General features: G+C 70.0%; 15 protein-coding genes and 1 pseudogene. 6 read left to right on the forward strand and 10 right to left on the reverse strand.

From position 1 onward, the window contains the following. From A5678_RS00440 to A5678_RS00460, 5 genes and pseudogenes are all read right to left on the reverse strand, one after another. A pseudogene (locus tag A5678_RS00440) lies at positions 1-201 on the reverse strand (hypothetical protein); the annotation flags it as partial. A gap of 21 nt (positions 202-222) precedes the next feature. Further along, positions 223-1,092 carry a TauD/TfdA family dioxygenase gene (locus A5678_RS00445; RefSeq protein ID WP_068036803.1) on the reverse strand — a complete coding sequence of 290 codons (870 nt, stop codon included), beginning with the start codon at positions 1,090-1,092 and terminating at the stop codon, positions 223-225. A gap of 92 nt (positions 1,093-1,184) precedes the next feature. After that, positions 1,185-2,033: a pseudouridine synthase gene (locus tag A5678_RS00450; protein ID WP_068036838.1), complete on the reverse strand. Its 849-nt coding sequence runs from the start codon at positions 2,031-2,033 to the stop codon at positions 1,185-1,187. 7 nt (positions 2,034-2,040) lie between these two features. Beyond that, positions 2,041-3,795: a glycerol-3-phosphate dehydrogenase/oxidase gene (locus A5678_RS00455; protein ID WP_068036806.1), complete on the reverse strand. Its 1,755-nt coding sequence runs from the start codon at positions 3,793-3,795 to the stop codon at positions 2,041-2,043. 53 nt (positions 3,796-3,848) lie between these two features. Next, a complete protein-coding gene (locus A5678_RS00460; RefSeq protein ID WP_068036808.1) occupies positions 3,849-5,279 on the reverse strand; it encodes an NAD(P)H-quinone dehydrogenase in 1,431 nt (476 codons plus the stop codon). 92 nt (positions 5,280-5,371) lie between these two features. Here A5678_RS00460 and A5678_RS00465 point away from each other — a divergent pair, with 92 nt between their 5' ends. Then, entirely contained in the window at positions 5,372-5,851 is a 480-nt protein-coding gene (locus tag A5678_RS00465) for a gamma-glutamylcyclotransferase (RefSeq protein ID WP_068036810.1), read from the forward strand. 68 nt (positions 5,852-5,919) lie between these two features. On the opposite strand, the gene A5678_RS00470 is transcribed toward A5678_RS00465, so the two are convergent. From A5678_RS00470 to A5678_RS00485, 4 genes are all read right to left on the reverse strand, one after another. Continuing rightward, on the reverse strand, positions 5,920-6,801 hold the full coding sequence (locus A5678_RS00470; protein WP_068036812.1) for a hypothetical protein: 882 nt from the start codon (positions 6,799-6,801) through the stop codon (positions 5,920-5,922). 122 nt (positions 6,802-6,923) lie between these two features. Then, positions 6,924-8,102, reverse strand: coding sequence for an amidohydrolase (locus tag A5678_RS00475; protein WP_068036818.1), 1,179 nt, complete (start codon positions 8,100-8,102; stop codon positions 6,924-6,926). Continuing rightward, the gene (locus A5678_RS00480; RefSeq protein ID WP_068036821.1) at positions 8,099-9,292 is read right to left on the reverse strand and encodes a M20 family metallopeptidase; all 1,194 of its coding nucleotides are present in this window, start codon (positions 9,290-9,292) and stop codon (positions 8,099-8,101) included. The genes A5678_RS00475 and A5678_RS00480 overlap by 4 nt, the downstream gene beginning before the upstream one ends. A 35-nt stretch (positions 9,293-9,327) precedes the next feature. After that, on the reverse strand, positions 9,328-9,993 hold the full coding sequence (locus tag A5678_RS00485; protein WP_068036823.1) for a cutinase family protein: 666 nt from the start codon (positions 9,991-9,993) through the stop codon (positions 9,328-9,330). Positions 9,994-10,049: 56 nt separating this feature from the next. Here A5678_RS00485 and A5678_RS00490 point away from each other — a divergent pair, with 56 nt between their 5' ends. Both A5678_RS00490 and A5678_RS00495 read left to right on the forward strand, forming a co-directional pair. Further along, positions 10,050-10,856, forward strand: coding sequence for a purine-nucleoside phosphorylase (locus tag A5678_RS00490; protein ID WP_068036825.1), 807 nt, complete (start codon positions 10,050-10,052; stop codon positions 10,854-10,856). A gap of 1 nt (position 10,857) precedes the next feature. Next, positions 10,858-12,441, forward strand: a complete 1,584-nt coding sequence (locus tag A5678_RS00495) for a phospho-sugar mutase (RefSeq protein WP_068036828.1) — start codon at positions 10,858-10,860, stop codon at positions 12,439-12,441. Between the two features lies 1 nt (position 12,442). Here A5678_RS00495 and upp read toward each other — a convergent pair whose 3' ends face one another. Beyond that, positions 12,443-13,066, reverse strand: a complete 624-nt coding sequence (upp, locus tag A5678_RS00500) for a uracil phosphoribosyltransferase (protein ID WP_068036831.1) — start codon at positions 13,064-13,066, stop codon at positions 12,443-12,445. Positions 13,067-13,183: 117 nt separating this feature from the next. Here upp and A5678_RS00505 point away from each other — a divergent pair, with 117 nt between their 5' ends. The 3 genes from A5678_RS00505 to A5678_RS00515 all read left to right on the forward strand — a co-directional run. Further along, positions 13,184-14,062, forward strand: a complete 879-nt coding sequence (locus tag A5678_RS00505) for an alkaline phosphatase family protein (RefSeq protein WP_068036833.1) — start codon at positions 13,184-13,186, stop codon at positions 14,060-14,062. Between the two features lie 187 nt (positions 14,063-14,249). Next, positions 14,250-15,533 carry a primosomal protein gene (locus tag A5678_RS00510; RefSeq protein ID WP_068036835.1) on the forward strand — a complete coding sequence of 428 codons (1,284 nt, stop codon included), beginning with the start codon at positions 14,250-14,252 and terminating at the stop codon, positions 15,531-15,533. A 40-nt stretch (positions 15,534-15,573) separates the two neighbouring features. Further along, on the forward strand, positions 15,574-16,167 hold a 594-nt coding region (locus A5678_RS00515), incomplete at its 3' end, for a VWA domain-containing protein (protein WP_156746702.1).

Consider the following 16,167-nt stretch of genomic DNA (forward strand, 5'->3'; position numbering starts at 1 on the left):
CTCCGCACACCGCGACAACCGATAGGCAAACAACTCCCCGATCGCGGCCAACTGCCCGGCCACCGCCCGATTCTCCGTCCGTACGCACCGGCCGGCCTCGGCAAGAAACGCCGCCGACTCCGGCGTCGCCGACGGATACCGCCGCTCGAAGTGCTCGTCAAACTCAGCAACCACCTCCGGCGACACCCTCGAATCGAACATAGGTTCGAGTATGCCACCCGGCTACGACAACCGCATGGCCTCCAGCCCGTCCGCGGCCGTCGCGGAAATCGTGCTCCGCACCATGAAGCGCGGCTCCCCCGCCGGCCACGGCCGGCCGCGATGCATGATCGCGCGGTTATCCCACATCACCACGTCGCCCTCGCGCCACGAGTGCACGAATCGGGCCTCACGGGCAGTCGCTGCCTCGGTCAGCCCGGCGATCAGCTCCCGCGCCGCCGCCGGCGCCATCCCCTCGATCGTGTACGCGTGCGAGGCCAAATAGAGCGCCTTGCGGCCGTTGACCGGATTGCGCCACACCAGGCGCCAGCATTGCGGTGGCAGCGCCGCGCGCTCGGCCGGGCCGGCCAGATCGGGCGCGATCTTGCCGCGCGAATAGGCGTACTCGTGCCAGGCAAAGCAATCTTCCAGCCGCCGTTGCAACCCGGGATCGAGGCGCTCGAAGGCGAGCCGGGTGGAGACATACTCGGTCTCACCTCCATGCCCTGGAATGACGCGCGAAGACAACACCGAAGCGAGCGCCGGGACGCGCTTGAACGAGCTGTCGGTATGCCAGAGCTGGTTGGCCTTGTTCTCCAGGGCAAGCCGGTGGCCTTCGGGCACAACGTTCCCCGCCTCGTCGAGGGTCTTGAGGATGACGAGGTTGGTGCCATGCCCGTCCGAACCGACCTTGGTGACCTCCAGCGGACCGAAGCGGCGGGAGAAGGCGAGCTGCGCTTCGTCGGTGACGTCCTGATCTCGGAACACCAGGACCGAATGCTCCTCGAACGCCGCGCGTACCGCTGCGTGCGCGACCTCCGATGCCGAGACGTCCTGAATGCTGACCCCACACACTTCTGCAGCAAAGCCCAGGCCCGACGGGACGATCTCCATTCGGCGCCCTCCGAAGCGTTCGAGGTTTTCAGTACGACTGTCCACCTAGAGCGCGCGCCCGGCAAGCCATTGGCACGACGGACCGAGCGGAACTACGGTCCCGGTCGCCCGCTGACGAACTCGCGGCGCGCCGCGGTCACCGGATCGTCGAACTCGACGCGCTGCGCCAGCAGCCGCAGCGGCGTGCTGAAGTCGTCGGCGGGCACGTCAATAACGTTGGGGTACAACGGGTCACCGTCGATCGGCACGCCGAGGGCGGCCATGTGCACGCGCAGCTGGTGGGTGCGCCCGGTGCGCGGGGTCAGCCGGTACAGGCCGTCCGGGGAAATCAGCTCAACCAGCGTCTCCGCGTTGGGCGGTCCCGGTTCGCAGGTGGCCTGTAAGACGCCGCGCCGCTTGACGATCCGGCTGCGCACGACGCGCGGCGACACCAGTGTGGGATCCACGGCGGCGCGCGCCAGATACGTCTTGCGCACCAGCCCCCGCGAGAACAGCGTCTGGTACGCGCCGCGCACCTCGCGGCGCGCCGTGAACACCAACACCCCGGCGGTCAGCCGGTCGAGCCGGTGGGCCGGGCTCAGCTCCGGCAGGCCCAGTTCCCGGCGCAGCCGCACGAGCGCGGTCTGAGCCACGTGCCGGCCGCGGGGCATGGTGGCCAAAAAGTGCGGCTTGTCGACCACCACCATGTTCGCGTCGCGATGCAGCACAGGGATATCGAACGGCACCGGAACCTCATGAGGCAGCTCCCGGTACAGAAACACGTGTGATCCGGCGGGCAGCACCGTGGCCTCGTCGACCACCGCGCCGTCGGCGTCGACAACCGGTCCGCTCAAAGCCCCGGCGCCGAACCGGGCGGTCAGCTCGGCCCGGACCGGTCCGCCGCGCAGCCGTACCCGCGCCGGGCCTAGCCCGTCCCGCACCGGCAGCGGCGCCGGCCTCACCACGCGCTCAATTCAGCGGTACCGGCTCGAGGATCTCCGCGCGCGCCTCCGGGGCGCTGGCCCGCAGCTCGTCGGCCGACACGTCGTCGGGCTGGGCCTGCGACAAGATCTCGGCCTCCACCCGCGCGGAATAGTTCGCCACCTCGCGCTCGACGTCCGCCTCGCTCCAGCCCAGCACCGGGGCGACCACGTCGGCAACCTCGCGGGCGCAGTCGACGCCGCGGTGCGAGTATTCGATGGAGATGCGCATCCGGCGGGCCAGGATGTCCTCCAGGTGCAGCGCCCCCTCGGCGGTGACGGCGTACAGGGCCTCCACCTTCAGGTAGCCCGGCGCCTCCGTGATCGGGCTGAGCAGGTCGGCCTTTCCGGCCGCCAGACCCAGCACGTCGCCGATCAGCGAACCGTAGCGATCCAGCAGATGCCGCACCCGGTACGGATGCAAACCCTGCAGCGCCGCAACGTGTTCGGCCTGATTTACCAGGGCGAAGTACCCGTCGGCGCCCAGCAGGCCGACCTTCTCGGTGATCGAGGGCGCCACGCGGGCCGGGACGAACTGGGCCGCGGCGTCGATCGCATCGGCGGCCATCACCCGATAGGTGGTGTACTTGCCGCCGGCGATCGCCACCAGGCCGGGTGCGGGCACCGCGACGGCGTGCTCGCGCGACAGCTTGGAGGTCTCCTCGCTCTCCCCGGCCAGCAGCGGCCGCAGCCCCGCGTACACGCCGTCGATGTCGGCGTGGGTCAGCGGGATGGCCAGCACGGTGTTGACCGTCTGCAGGATGTAGTCGATGTCGGCCTTGGTGGCGGCGGGGTGGGCCAGGTCCAGGTTCCAGTCGGTGTCGGTGGTGCCGATGATCCAGTGGCTGCCCCACGGGATGACGAACATCACCGACTTCTCGGTGCGCAGGATGATGGCGACGTCGCTGACGATGCGGTCGCGCGGAACCACCACGTGCACGCCCTTGGAGGCGCGCACCTGAAATCGCCCGCGCTGCTTGGATAAAGCCTGAATCTCGTCGGTCCACACCCCGGTCGCATTGACCACGACGTGGCCGCGGACTTCGGTGATCGACCCGTCCTCGGAGTCACGGACCCGCACGCCGGTCACCCGGTCGCCCTCGCGCAGCATGGCGACCACCTGGGTGGAGGTTCGCACCACGGCGCCGTAGTGCGCGGCGGTACGCGCGACGGTCATGGTGTGCCGGGCATCGTCGACAACGGTGTCGTAGTAACGGATTCCGCCGATCAATGACGTCCGCTTCAAGCCAGGGCTTAAACGCAATGCGCCGGCGCGGGTCAGATGTTTCTGTGCCGGAACGGATTTCGCACCGCCCATCCGGTCGTAGAGGAAGATGCCGGCGGCGATGTAGGGCCGTTCCCATACCCGGTTGGTCAGCGGAAACAGGAACGGCATCGGCTTGACCAGATGCGGCGCCAGGGTGGTCAGCGACAGCTCCCGTTCGTAGAGCGCCTCGCGCACCAGGCCGAACTCCAGCTGTTCGAGATACCGCAACCCGCCGTGGAACATCTTCGACGAACGGCTCGAGGTGCCCGACGCGAAATCGCGCGCCTCGACCAGCGCCACCTTGAGCCCGCGCGTGGCGGCGTCCAGCGCGCAACCGGAGCCCACCACGCCACCGCCGATGACGACGACGTCGAACTGCTCGGTGCCGAGCCGCTCCCAGGCCACCTCGCGGTGCTGCGGTCCCAGCACGGCCGCCGGCGAGCCCAGTTCGCTGGGGGCGTGGATCGGATCGATCACGGCAGAGGACTCCTCACCCGGTTACTCGTCAGTAGGCCCGTGTCGAACCAAGGCTAGTCGAGATCGTCATGCGCCATCAGCCGACGAGCGGCCTCGGTGATCGAACCGGACAACGACGGGTAAACGGCGAGCGTCTGCGCCAGCTCGTTGACCGTGATGCGGTTTTGGACGGCCACGGCGATCGGAAGGATCAGTTCCGAGGCGATCGGGGCCACCACCACGCCGCCGATCACCACGCCGGTGGACTTCCGGCAGAACATTTTCACGAAACCCTGTCGCAGCCCGGACATCTTGGCCCGCGCGTTGGTCCGCAGCGGCAGCATGATCGTGCGGGCCGACACCGAACCGTTGTCGATCATCGTTTGCGGCACGCCGACGGCCGCGATCTCCGGCCGGGTGAACACCGTCGCCGCCACCGTGCGCAACCGGATCGGGCTGACTCCCTCGCCCAGCGCGTGATACATCGCGATCCGGCCCTGCATCGCGGCGACCGACGCCAGCGGCAGCAGGCCGGTGCAGTCACCGGCGGCATAGATGCCGGCCACCGAGGTACGCGACACCCGGTCCACGGTGAGGTAGCCGCCGCGGCCCAGCTCGATGCCGACGCGATCCAGCCCGAGGCCGCCGGTGTTGGGGACCGACCCGATGGTCATCAGGGCATGGCTGCCCTCGACGGTGCGCCCGTCGGCCAGGGTGACCAGCACGCCGCCGTCGGTGCGGGTGACCGACTGGGCGCGGGCGTTCTTGACCAGCTCGACCCCGCGCTCGGAAAACGCCTCTTCCAGGACCAGAGCGGCGTCGGCGTCCTCGTAGGGCAGCACCCGGTCCCGGCTGGCGACCACCGTAACCGGCACGCCCAGCTCGGTGTAGGCGTGCACGAACTCGGCGCCCGTGACGCCCGACCCGACCACGATCAGGTGTTCGGGCAGCGCCTCCAGGTTGTAGAGCTGTCGCCAGGTCAGGATCCGCTCGCCGTCCGGCTGCGCGGACGGCAGGACCCGCGGGCTGGCGCCCGTCGCGATCAGCACGACGTCGGCCTCGTACTCCCTGGTAACGGGGCCGTCGGGCCCCGAACCGGAATGAGTCGCCTTGATCCGGTGGCAGGCCAGCCCGGGCGTAGGGTCGATCAGCTCGCCGTGCCCGGCGAAAACGTGCACGCCCATGGCGAGCAGCTGTTCAGTGATGTCGGCCGACTGCTCGGTGGCCAGTTGCTTGACCCGGGCATGGATCTGCGGCAGGGACAGCTTGGCGTCGTCGATGTCGATGTCGAACCCCAGCCGCGGCGCCCGGCGCAGCTCGGTGCGCAGCCACGTCGAGGCGATGAACGTCTTGGAGGGCACGCAGTCGTCCAGCACGGCCGCGCCGCCGATCCCGTCGGAGTCGATCACCGTGACGTGGGTGCTGTCGGGGTGGGAGGTGGCGGCCACCAGCGCGGCTTCGTAACCGGCCGGGCCTCCACCGAGGATCACGATGCGGGTCGCCACAGCCCCAACCTAGCGGGGGCGCCCGCCACCATGCAGCCCGGCGAAGCGCTTCGGAGAAGACCGTTCGTGCCCGTGACGTCTAAGCTTTCCCCGTGCCGCTCTACGCCGCCTACGGGTCGAACATGGATCCTGAGCAGATGCTCAAGCGCGCACCCCACTCGCCGATGGCCGGAACGGGCTGGTTGCACGGGTGGCGCTTGACGTTCGGGGGCGAGGACATCGGCTGGGAAGGCGCACTGGCCACCGTCGTCGAAGACCCGAATTCCAAGGTGTTCGTCGTCCTCTACGACATGACCCCTTCCGACGAGAAGAACCTCGACCGGTGGGAGGGCTCGGAGTTCGGGGTCCACAAGAAGATCCGCTGCCGGGTGGAGCGCATCTCATCGGACACCAGCACCGACCCCGTACTGGCGTGGCTGTATGTGCTCGACGCCTGGGAGGGCGGCCTGCCGTCCGCACGCTATCTCGGCGTGATGGCCGATGCGGCCGAAATCGCCGGAGCCCCAGCTGATTACGTGCACAACCTGCGAACTCGACCCGCCCACAACATCGGCCCGGGAACCGGCTCCTAGGGCAGGCTTCCCGCGAGCGTGCGTGTTTGTACGAGGACACGCCGACACAGCCGGCATTCTGCGCACGCTCACGCGGCCCGTCGTAGATGCATCTCGAGGCGGCGGATGAGTTCGCGAGGCCGATATCTGACGTCCTCGGCGACGATGGGCACTATCAACCACCCCAGCTGCTGGAGTGCAGACAAGCGACGGCGATCCCGTAGGAATGCCTCGGGCCCACTGTGCCAGTCGACACCGTCGTACTCCGCGCCGACGCGAACCTCGGGCCACGCGAAGTCGAGCCGCCACGTACGGCCCCCCTGGTCCGCCAGCTCATATTGCAGGACGGGAGGCGGCAGGCCGCCGTCGATCATGACCAGGCGGGTTTCGCTTTCCATCGGCGACTCCGCCAGCGGAGAGGCCAAACCGAGCAGACCGCGCACGGTCGCGATACCCCGGCGGCCGCGTTGTCCCCTCGTCGCGGATTCCAACTGTTCGGGCTGACACGTGCCGCTGCGCAGGGCGGCGTCTAAGGTCGCGAGCGCGCGCGGCCGGCTTAAGGCGCGCGCAACCTCGATCGCCGTCCAAGCGGGGGCGGTCACCGGCCGCTCACCGATTACGGACAACGGCGCTCCGTGCCGCCGGTGCACGACAAGGCCGTCAGTCGATCGCAACTGCCGACCGATCGGATTCAGCACGTGCACGTCCGTCGTGCGTTCGGTGTCAAACCCGTGGGCAGCGGCGGCGGTACCCATGCAGGCCACGACCGTCGTACCGGCCGCAAGGTCAAGGCCGCGCAGTCGCAATGCTGTGGTCACCTCACCGCGGCCGTAAACGCCGTACCAAATCTTATGGAGCGCACCATGTTCCAGGTGTGCTTCCAATTCTCGCCGGGTGAGGAATCTCAGTGCCTGAGCGGAGGTAACCACCCCGCCTTGGACGTCGAGCAGGCGACTGAGCTCGGAACGCATGCGGGCAATGGTCGGGGCTTAACGATTGATCGACAATTCACTTCACCGACCGTGCACAGAATGCCAGTCGACGCAGCGTGTCGCCGTGCAAACACGCACGCTCGCGACCAGGAGACCGGCTCCTAGGGCAGCGAGAACGCGGCCGACTGCTCGACGATGTTGACCATCACGCGCAGCCCGATCGCCAGGGCGCGCTCGTCGAGGTCGAACGTCGGCTGGTGCAGATCCAGCTGCGGCCCCTGGCCCGACCACACGCCCAGTCGCGCCATCGCGCCGGGAATCTCCTCGAGGTACCAGGAGAAGTCCTCGCCCCCGCCGGACTGGCGGGTGTCGGCCAGCGCGTCCGGGCCGATCGCCTCGATCGCGTGGGTGAGGATGCGTGTCGAGACGTCCTCGTTGACCACCGGCGGCACGCCGCGCCGGTATTGAAGCGTGTGGTCGATGCCCAGCGGGGCCAGCAGCGCCGACACCGTCTCGCGGATGATCTCCTCGAGGCCCACCCAGGTCTGCCGGCTCGCGGTGCGGACCGTGCCGCCCAGCACCCCGGTCTGCGGAATGGCGTTCGCGGCCACCCCCGCGTTGACCGCGCCCCACACCAACACGGTGCCGTTGCGGGGGTCGATGCGACGGGACAATACCCCGGGCAGCCCGGTGATCAGCGTGCCGAGCCCATAGACCAGGTCGGCGGTCAGGTGCGGACGGGACGTGTGCCCGCCCGGGGAATGCAGGGTGATCTCGATCTGGTCGGCCGCCGAGGTGATGGGCCCGTGCCGGACCGCAATCTGGCCGACCTCGAGCCGGGGGTCGCAGTGCAGGGCGAAGATCCGCGACACCCCGGTGATCGCGCCGGCGGCGATGGCGTCGATCGCGCCGCCGGGCATCAGCTCCTCGGCGGCCTGGAAGATCAGCCGCACGCCGACCGGCAGCTCCGGCACCGACGCCAGGGTCAGCGCGGTGCCGAGCAGGATCGCGGTGTGGGCGTCGTGGCCGCAGGCGTGCGCGACGTTGGGCATCGTGGAGGTGTACGGCGCGCCGGTCCGCTCGGCCATGGGCAGGGCGTCCATGTCGGCCCGCAACGCGATCCGCGGTTCGTGTTCGGGCCCGAGGTCGCAGACCAGTCCCGTGCCACCGGGCAGCACCTTCGGGTTGAGGCCCGCGTCGGCCAGCCGCTCGGCGACGAACTGGGTGGTGGCGTACTCCTGGCGGCCCAGCTCGGGGTAGCGGTGGATGTGCCGGCGCCACTCGACCAGGTCGTCGTGGTGTGCGGCGAGCCAGGAGGTGGCGGCGTCGGCGAGGCTCATGCGTGCGCCCGCCGTTCGTGCGCGGCCATGACGCGGTCACGTTCGGCGGGCGTCTGGGCCAGCCGAACCACGGTGCGGGCCAGCATGATCGCGCCCTCGACGACGGCGCGGTCGGCGCTGGGGCCGGCGGCGGCCGTGGCGAAGGCGCGCTGGTGCACCATGGCGCCGCCGGCGTCGACTCCGACCACCGGATGGATGCCCGGCATCACGTGCGTCACGTTGCCCATGTCGGTGCTGCCCATGGGCAGCGCCGTTTCGAACTCGCGGGCCACCGGGTCGCGCCCGAGCCGGCGCGTCTCCTCGCGGAAGACGTCGGCCAGCCATTCGTCGGGCCTGAGTTCGTCGTAGGGCGGTGCCGGGTTGTCGATTTCGTATTCACAGCCGGTGGCCAGCGCACCCGCGGCGAAGCACGCGTACATCCTGCCCTCCAACTGCTTCAACGAATCCGATTCGACCGCCCGCATCGCATACAGCAACGTCGCGCGCCCGGGGATCACGTTGACCGCCTGACCGCCGTCGGTGACTATTCCGTGCACCAGTTGGCCGGGGGCCAGCTGCTGCCGCAACAGCCCGATGGCCACCTGTGCGACGGTCACCGCATCGGCGGCGTTGATCCCTTGATGCGGCGCGACGGCAGCATGGGATTCCTTGCCACGGTATTGCACGGTCGCTTCCGACAGCGCGAGCGAACGGGCCGCGGCGATGTCGGCCGGCCCGGGATGCAGCATCACCGCCGCCGTGACGTCGTCGAACATCCCGGCCTGCAGAAGCAGAGCCTTGCCGCCGCCCGCCTCCTCGGCCGGGGTGCCGATCAGAGCCACCCGCAGGCCCAGGTCGTCGGCCACCTCGGCCAGCGCCAGCGCGGTGCCCACCGCCGACGCGGCGATGATGTTGTGGCCGCAGGCGTGCCCGATCTCGGGCAGCGCGTCGTACTCGGCGCACACCCCGATCGTCAGCGGCCCGCTGCCGAAGTCGGCGCGAAAGGCGGTGTCCAGGCCACCGGCGGACGCGGTGATCTCGAAGCCGCGTTCGGCGACCAGCGCCTGGGCCTTGGCGCAGCTGCGATGCTCGGCGAACGCCAGCTCGGGCTCGGCGTGGATGGCGTGGGAGAGCTCAACCAGTTCGGAGGCCCGTCGCCGCACGACGTCCTCGACCCTGTCTGAGGGGCGGTCCAATGCGGTGGTGGGCATTCTCGCAGTATCCCACCGCGACGCCGGGAGCTGAGTTACACCAGTCCGGCGATGAATCCCGCCGCCTGTCCGGGATAGGGCGGCACACCGTAATCGTGGTGGGCATCCCGGTCCCGACCGCCGACCACGCACACCGGATCACCGGGGCTGCAGATGTCGATGGCCCGGCCGGCGAACTGGCCCGCCGTCGAAAGGGGCGTGTTGAACCGGTTGCCGGGGTTGCCGAACACCGCCACCGCCCTGACCTTGTTCGCCAGGCCGGGATCCAGCGCGGGAGCCGAACCGAAGTTGCCGATGCGTTCACCCAGCGGCGGCACCCCGGCCAGCATCGAGACCGCGGCGGCGCCCTGGGAGAAGCCGCCGAGCACCAGCTTCGTCGCCGGGCACTGGTCGACCATCTGCGCGATGTGGTCGCGCGCGTCGTTGGCGGCGTCGGCGGTTTGCAGGAAGTTGTAGCTGGCCGGATAGTTCACCGCGTACGCGTCGACGCTGCGCGAGCCGAGGGCGGGCTGTAGCGCGGCGAGCAGCGCGTCTCCGGCGACCCCGAGCCCCGGCGGCTCGGCCGTGCCGCGGGCGAAGATCAGCTGAACGTCGGGACATCCGTCGGCCCGCGCCGGCGCCAGGGGGCCGGTCGTGATCGAAAGCACCGACACCGCGACGGCGACGGCGAGGCCGACAACCGGCCACCTACGAAGATTCATGCGGCAGATTTTCACATATTCCGGCGAGTGCCACCGCGCCGCTAAGCTCCCCGACTGTGGCCGAACCCCCGCTCGACCCCGCCGACCTCGCGCGGAGAGCGGCGCAGGTCATCGGAGAGCGCACCGGCGTACCCGAGCACGACGTCGCCATCGTGCTCGGATCCGGCTGGCGGCCCGCGGTTTCCGCGCTCGGCTCGCCGACGGCCGTGCTGCCCCAGGCCGACGTGCCCGGGTTCGCGCCGCCAACCGCCGTCGGGCACACCGGAGAGCTGATCTCGACGCGCATCGGCGAGCACCGGGTGCTGGCGCTGGTCGGTCGCGTGCACGCCTACGAGGGCCACGACCTGTGCCACGTCGTGCACGCGGTGCGGGCGGCCTGCGCGGCCGGGGCGCGCATCGTCGTGCTCACCAATGCGGCCGGCAGCTTGCGGCCCGACCTGGCGGTGGGCCAGCCGGTGCTGATCAGCGACCACCTCAACCTGACCGCGCGGTCGCCGCTCGTCGGCCCGCAGTTCGTGGACCTGACCGACGCCTACGCGCGGCGGCTGCGCGACCTCGCCCGCCAGGTCGACCCGGCAGTCGCCGAGGGCGTTTACGCCGGCCTGCCGGGCCCGCATTACGAGACGCCCGCCGAGGTGCGCATGCTGCGAATGCTGGGCGCCGACCTGGTCGGCATGTCGACCGTGCACGAGACCATCGCGGCCCGGGCGGCCGGTGCCGAGGTGCTGGGGGTGTCGCTGGTCACCAACCTGGCCGCCGGGATCAGCGGCGAACCGTTGAGCCACGCGGAGGTGCTCGCCGCCGGCGCCGCGTCGGCCGGACGAATGGGCGCGCTGCTGGCCGGCGTCGTGGCCCGGCTTTGAAATGACGCCCGACCAATGGATCGCACACGATCCCGACCCGGCGACGGCCGCCGAGCTCGCGGCGTGCGGCCCCGACGAGCTCGCCGCACGCTTCGCACACCCGCTCACGTTCGGCACCGCGGGCCTGCGCGGTCCGGTGCGCGGCGGGCCCGACGCCATGAACGTGGCGGTGGTGTCGCGCGCCACCTGGGCGGTGGCGCGGGTGCTCGACGCGCGTGGCCTGGCCGACTCGCCGGTGATCGTCGGGCGCGACTCCCGGCACGGCTCCGCAGTTTTCGCCACCGTCACCGCTGAAGTCCTTGCCGCGCAAGGGTTCTCGGTGTTGCTGCTGCCCGGGCCGGTGCCGACGCCAGTGCTCGCGTTCGCCGTGCGCCGCACCGGCGCCGCGGCCGGGGTACAGATCACCGCCTCGCACAACCCGCCGACTGACAACGGCTACAAGGTCTACACGGACGGCGGCATCCAGATCGTCTCCCCCACCGACCGCGAGATCGAGGCCGCGATGACCGCCGCTCCCCCGGCCGACGAAATCCCCCGAACTCCGGTGCAAGCCGCCGCCACCGATCTGGTCGAGCGCTACATCGCGCGGGCCGCGGCGGTGCGGCGCGCCACCGGTTCGGCGCGGGTGGCCCTGACCCCGCTGCACGGGGTGGGCGGCGCCGTGGCCGTGGAAGCGTTGCAACGCGCCGGCTTTGAGCAGGTGCATACCGTGGGAGCCCAGTTCGCTCCGGACCCGGAGTTTCCCACCGTCGCCTTCCCCAATCCCGAGGAGCCCGGCGCCACCGACGCGCTGCTCGCATTGGCCGCGGACGTCGCGGCGGACGTCGCGATCGCGCTGGATCCCGACGCCGACCGATGCGCGGTCGGCATCCCGACCGGGTCGGGCTGGCGGATGCTGTCCGGGGACGAAACCGGTTGGCTCCTAGGCGATTACATCTTGTCGCGGACAGCCGATCCCCAAAGGGCGGTGGTGGCCAGCACCGTGGTGTCGTCGCGGATGCTGGCTGCCGTCGCGCGCCGGTACGGAGCCACCCACGTCGAGACCCTCACCGGCTTCAAGTGGCTGGCCCGTGCCGACGCCGACGTGCCCGGCGGCACGCTGGTGTACGCCTACGAGGAGGCGATCGGGCACTGCGTCGACCCGGACGCCGTGCGCGATAAGGACGGCATCAGCGCCGCGGTGCTGGTGTGCGATCTGGTTGCCACGCTCAAAGACCGGGGCCGCTCAATTTCCGACGCGCTCGACGAGCTCGCACGGCGGTACGGCGTGCACGACGTCGCGGCGGTGTCGCGCCGCGTCGCCGACGCCGCCGAGGCCGCCGACCTGATGCGGCGGCTGCGCGAGACGCCACCGGAGACGCTGGCCGGATTCACCGCAACCGTCACCGACATCGCCGACGCGCTGATCTTCACCGGCGGCGACGACGACGCTTCGGTCAGGCTGGTGGTGCGGCCTTCCGGGACGGAGCCGAAGCTCAAGTGCTACATCGAGGTTCGCTGCGCGGTGACCGGCGACCTGGACCGGGCCCGGCGGCGCGCCGGGGCGTTGCGCGACGAGCTGGTGTCCACGGCCCGGAGCTTATGAGCTAGCGCGGCCCGTATTGGCGGTCGCCCGCGTCGCCGAGACCCGGCACGATGTAGGCGTTCTCGTTGAGCCCGTCGTCAACCGCCACCGTGAACAGCCGCGCTCCTGGCGCCTTCTTCTCAAGTGCGGCAACGCCTTCGGGCGCGGCCACCGCACACAACACCGTGATGTCGGTCGCACCGCGTTCCAGCAACAGGCCGACGGTGTACTGCAACGACCCGCCGGTGGCCAGCATCGGATCCATGACGAACACCGGCAGACCGGCCAGCTCGTCGGGCAGCGACTCGAAATAGCCACTCGCCCTACGAGTTTCCTCGTTGCGGGCGACGCCGACGAATCCGACCCGAGCCTGCGGCAGTAGCGCGAGCGCCTGGTCCACCATGCCCAGCCCGGCCCGCAACACCGGCACCAGCAGGGGCGGCCTGGCCAGCCGCACGCCCTGCGTCTCGGCCAGCGGCGTGCGGATCGGAAAAAGCTCTCGGGGCGCGTCCCTGGTGGCCTCGTAGATCAGCATCGCGGTCACGTCACGCAACGCCGCCCGGAAACCGTCGTTCTCGGTGCGCTCGTCGCGCATCGCCGTCAGCCGGGCCACCGCCAGCGGGTGATCGACAACGCGCACCTCCACGATGTTCGACCTTATATAACGATCCGGCCGCATTTCGTTAACGCCCCGCTGAAGCCGCCCGCGTCGCCGCCGGCCGCATGCTGGGTTCACCCATATGCTCCCGTAGTGCTGAGCGGAATGACGGGTTCAACGGGGTTGACGGGCAGGGCCTTTCGAGTCCTCGGGGTGCTCGGCGCGATCGCCTTGATCGGACTGGCCGCAAGCCCGCTGACTCAGCAGATAGGCCTTGTGGCAGCGGCCATTCCGCAGCCCGCGCACATCGTGATCGTGGTCGAGGAGAACCGCTCCGAAAACGGCATTATCGGCAACAAGTCGGCGCCCTTCATCACCGCGCTGGCCGCCGGTGGGGCCAACATGGTCCAGTCGTTCGCCGAAACGCATCCCAGCGAACCGAATTACCTGGCGCTGTTCGCGGGCAACACCTTTGGGGTGACCACGGACCAGTGTCCGGTCAACGGCGGCGCCGCCCCCAACCTGGGTTCCGAATTGCTGGCCGCGGGTTACACGTTCGTCGGCTTCGCCGAAGGCCTGCCCGCGGTCGGCTCGCCGACGTGCACCGCCGGCAAGTACGCACGCAAACACGTGCCCTGGGCCAACTTCACCAACGTGCCACCGGCGAACTCGCTGCCGTTCTCCGCGTTCCCGATGGGCAACTACGCCAGCCTGCCCACGGTGTCGTTCGTCATCCCCAACAACGACAACAACATGCACGACGGCTCGATCGCTCAGGCCGACGCCTGGCTGAACCGCCAGCTGTCGGGCTACGCCAATTGGGCGGCGGCCAACAACAGCCTGCTGATCGTGACGTTCGACGAGGACGATAACGGCAGCCGCAACCAGATCCCCACCATCTTCTACGGCGCCCACGTCCGTCCCGGCAATTACAGCGAACAGATCAACCACTACAACGTGCTGTCCACGATCGAGCAGATGTACGGCCTGCCCAAAACCGGATACGCGGCCAGCGCGCCGCCGATCACCGATATCTGGGGCTAGGTCCGGGCTAGGTTCGGTCGCCCGGTTCTCCCCCGCCAGCGGGGACCCCCAACCGCGCCGTCCCGGCGCTCGCCTTCACCGGGCTAGGTTCGATTGCCCGGTTCCTTTCTCGCGCCGTCCCGGCGCTCGCCGTCACCGGGCTAGCCGCTGGCGGGCACCTTCCCCCGCCGTCGCTATTGTGTGCCGCATGGCTGCTGACCTCGTGCCCATCCGCCTGAGCCTGTCCGACGGTGACCACTACACAGTGTGGGCACCCCGCTGGCGCGACGCCGGCGACGAGTGGGAGGCGTTCCTGGGCAAGGACGAGGACCTGTACGTCTTCTCCTCCGTCGCCGACCTGGTCGCGTTCGTGCGCTCCGACACCGACAACGACCTGGTCGACCACCCGGCGTGGAAGGACCTGACCTCCGCGCATGCGCACAAGTTCGATCCGGCCGCCGCCTCGCAGTTCGACCTGGTCGCGGTCGAGGAGCTGGTGTCGGAGAAGCCGACCGAGGAGTCGGTGGCCGGGCTGGCCCGCACGCTGGCGCTCGTCTCGTCCATCGGGTCGGTGTGCGAGCTCGCCGCGGTGTCGAAGTTCTTCAACGGCAACCCCACGTTGGGCACGGTGTCCGGCGGGATCGACCACTTCAGCGGCAAGGCCGGCCTCAAACGCTGGAACGCGCTCGGCGAGATCATCGGGCGCAGCTGGGACGACGTGCTCAGCGCGATCGAAGACATCGTCACCACGCCCGAGGTGGACGCCAAGTTGTCGGCCAAGGCCGCCGACGAGCTGGCCGAAGAGCTCGAGGAAGAGGAAGAGGCGGAAGACGCCGAAGCGGTCGACGAGGCCGACGACGAGGCCGACGACGAGGCCGACGAGCCGGTGGAGGCCGAGGCCGAGGAACCCCGCGCGGCCGGCGACACGGTGATCCTGGGCAGCGACGAGGATTTCTGGCAGCAGGTGGGCATCGACCCGATTCGGATCATGACGAGTTCGGGCACCTTCTACACCCTGCGGTGCTACCTCGACGACCGCCCGATCTTCCTGGGCCGCAACGGGCGCATCAGCGTGTTCACCTCCGAGCGCGCGCTGGCCCGCTACCTGGCCGACGAGCACGACCACGACCTGGCCGACCTGAGCACCTACGACGACATCCGCACCGCCGCCACCGACGGTTCGCTGGAGGTCAAGGTCACCGAGGACAACATCTACGTGCTGAGCGGGCTGGCCGACGACATCGCCGACGGGCCGGACGCCGTGGACCGCGACCAGCTGGACCTGGCCGTCGAACTGCTCCGCGACGTCGGCGACTACTCGGAGGAGGGCACGGTCGACAAGGCGCTGGAGACGGGCCGCCCGCTGGGCAAGCTGGTGGCGTACGTACTCGAGCCCGGCTCGGTCGGGAAGCCCTCGGCCCCGTACGCCGCGGCGGTGCGGGAATGGGAGAAATTGGAGCAATTCGTAGACGGGCGGCTCAGGCGCGAATAGCCCCGTTTGACGGGCCCTCGAGTCTCCTCTTTACTGGCGGGTGTCGCTTCCGGGGATCGGCCCGTTACCGCTGTACGGCTTCCAACGCCCGGGCATGCTGTTGCTCGGTTTGCTCCCCCTGGCTCTGCTCGCGGTCTACGTCGTGGTCCAGGGCCGCCGCCGGCGCCGGCTGCGCCGGTTCACCGAGGCGAACGTGCCGCAGTCGCCGACGCGGCACATTCCCATCGCCGTCTCACTGCTCAGCCTGGTCCTGCTGACCATCGCGCTGGCCACCCCGACCCATGACATGCGCATCCCGCGCAACCGGGCCGTCATCGTGCTGGTCATCGACATCTCGCAGTCCATGCGGGCCACCGACGTCCCGCCGAACCGGCTCAAGGCCGCCGAGGAGGCGGCCAGCCAGTTCGCCAGCCAGCTGACGCCGGGCATCAACCTGGGCCTGGTTGAGTTCGCGGCCAACGCCTCGCTGCTGGTCTCCCCGACCACCAATCGCGAGGCGGTGAAGGCGGCGATCGACGGTCTGAAGCCGGCGCCCAAGACCGCGACGGGCGAAGGCCTCTTCACCGCGCTGCAGGCCATCGCGACGGTCGGCTCGGTGATGGGGGGCGGCGACGGCCCCCCGCCGGCGCGCATC

Origin of the sequence: Mycobacterium sp. E2733, from assembly GCF_001667585.1 — a bacterium.
GTDB lineage: Bacteria > Actinomycetota > Actinomycetes > Mycobacteriales > Mycobacteriaceae > Mycobacterium.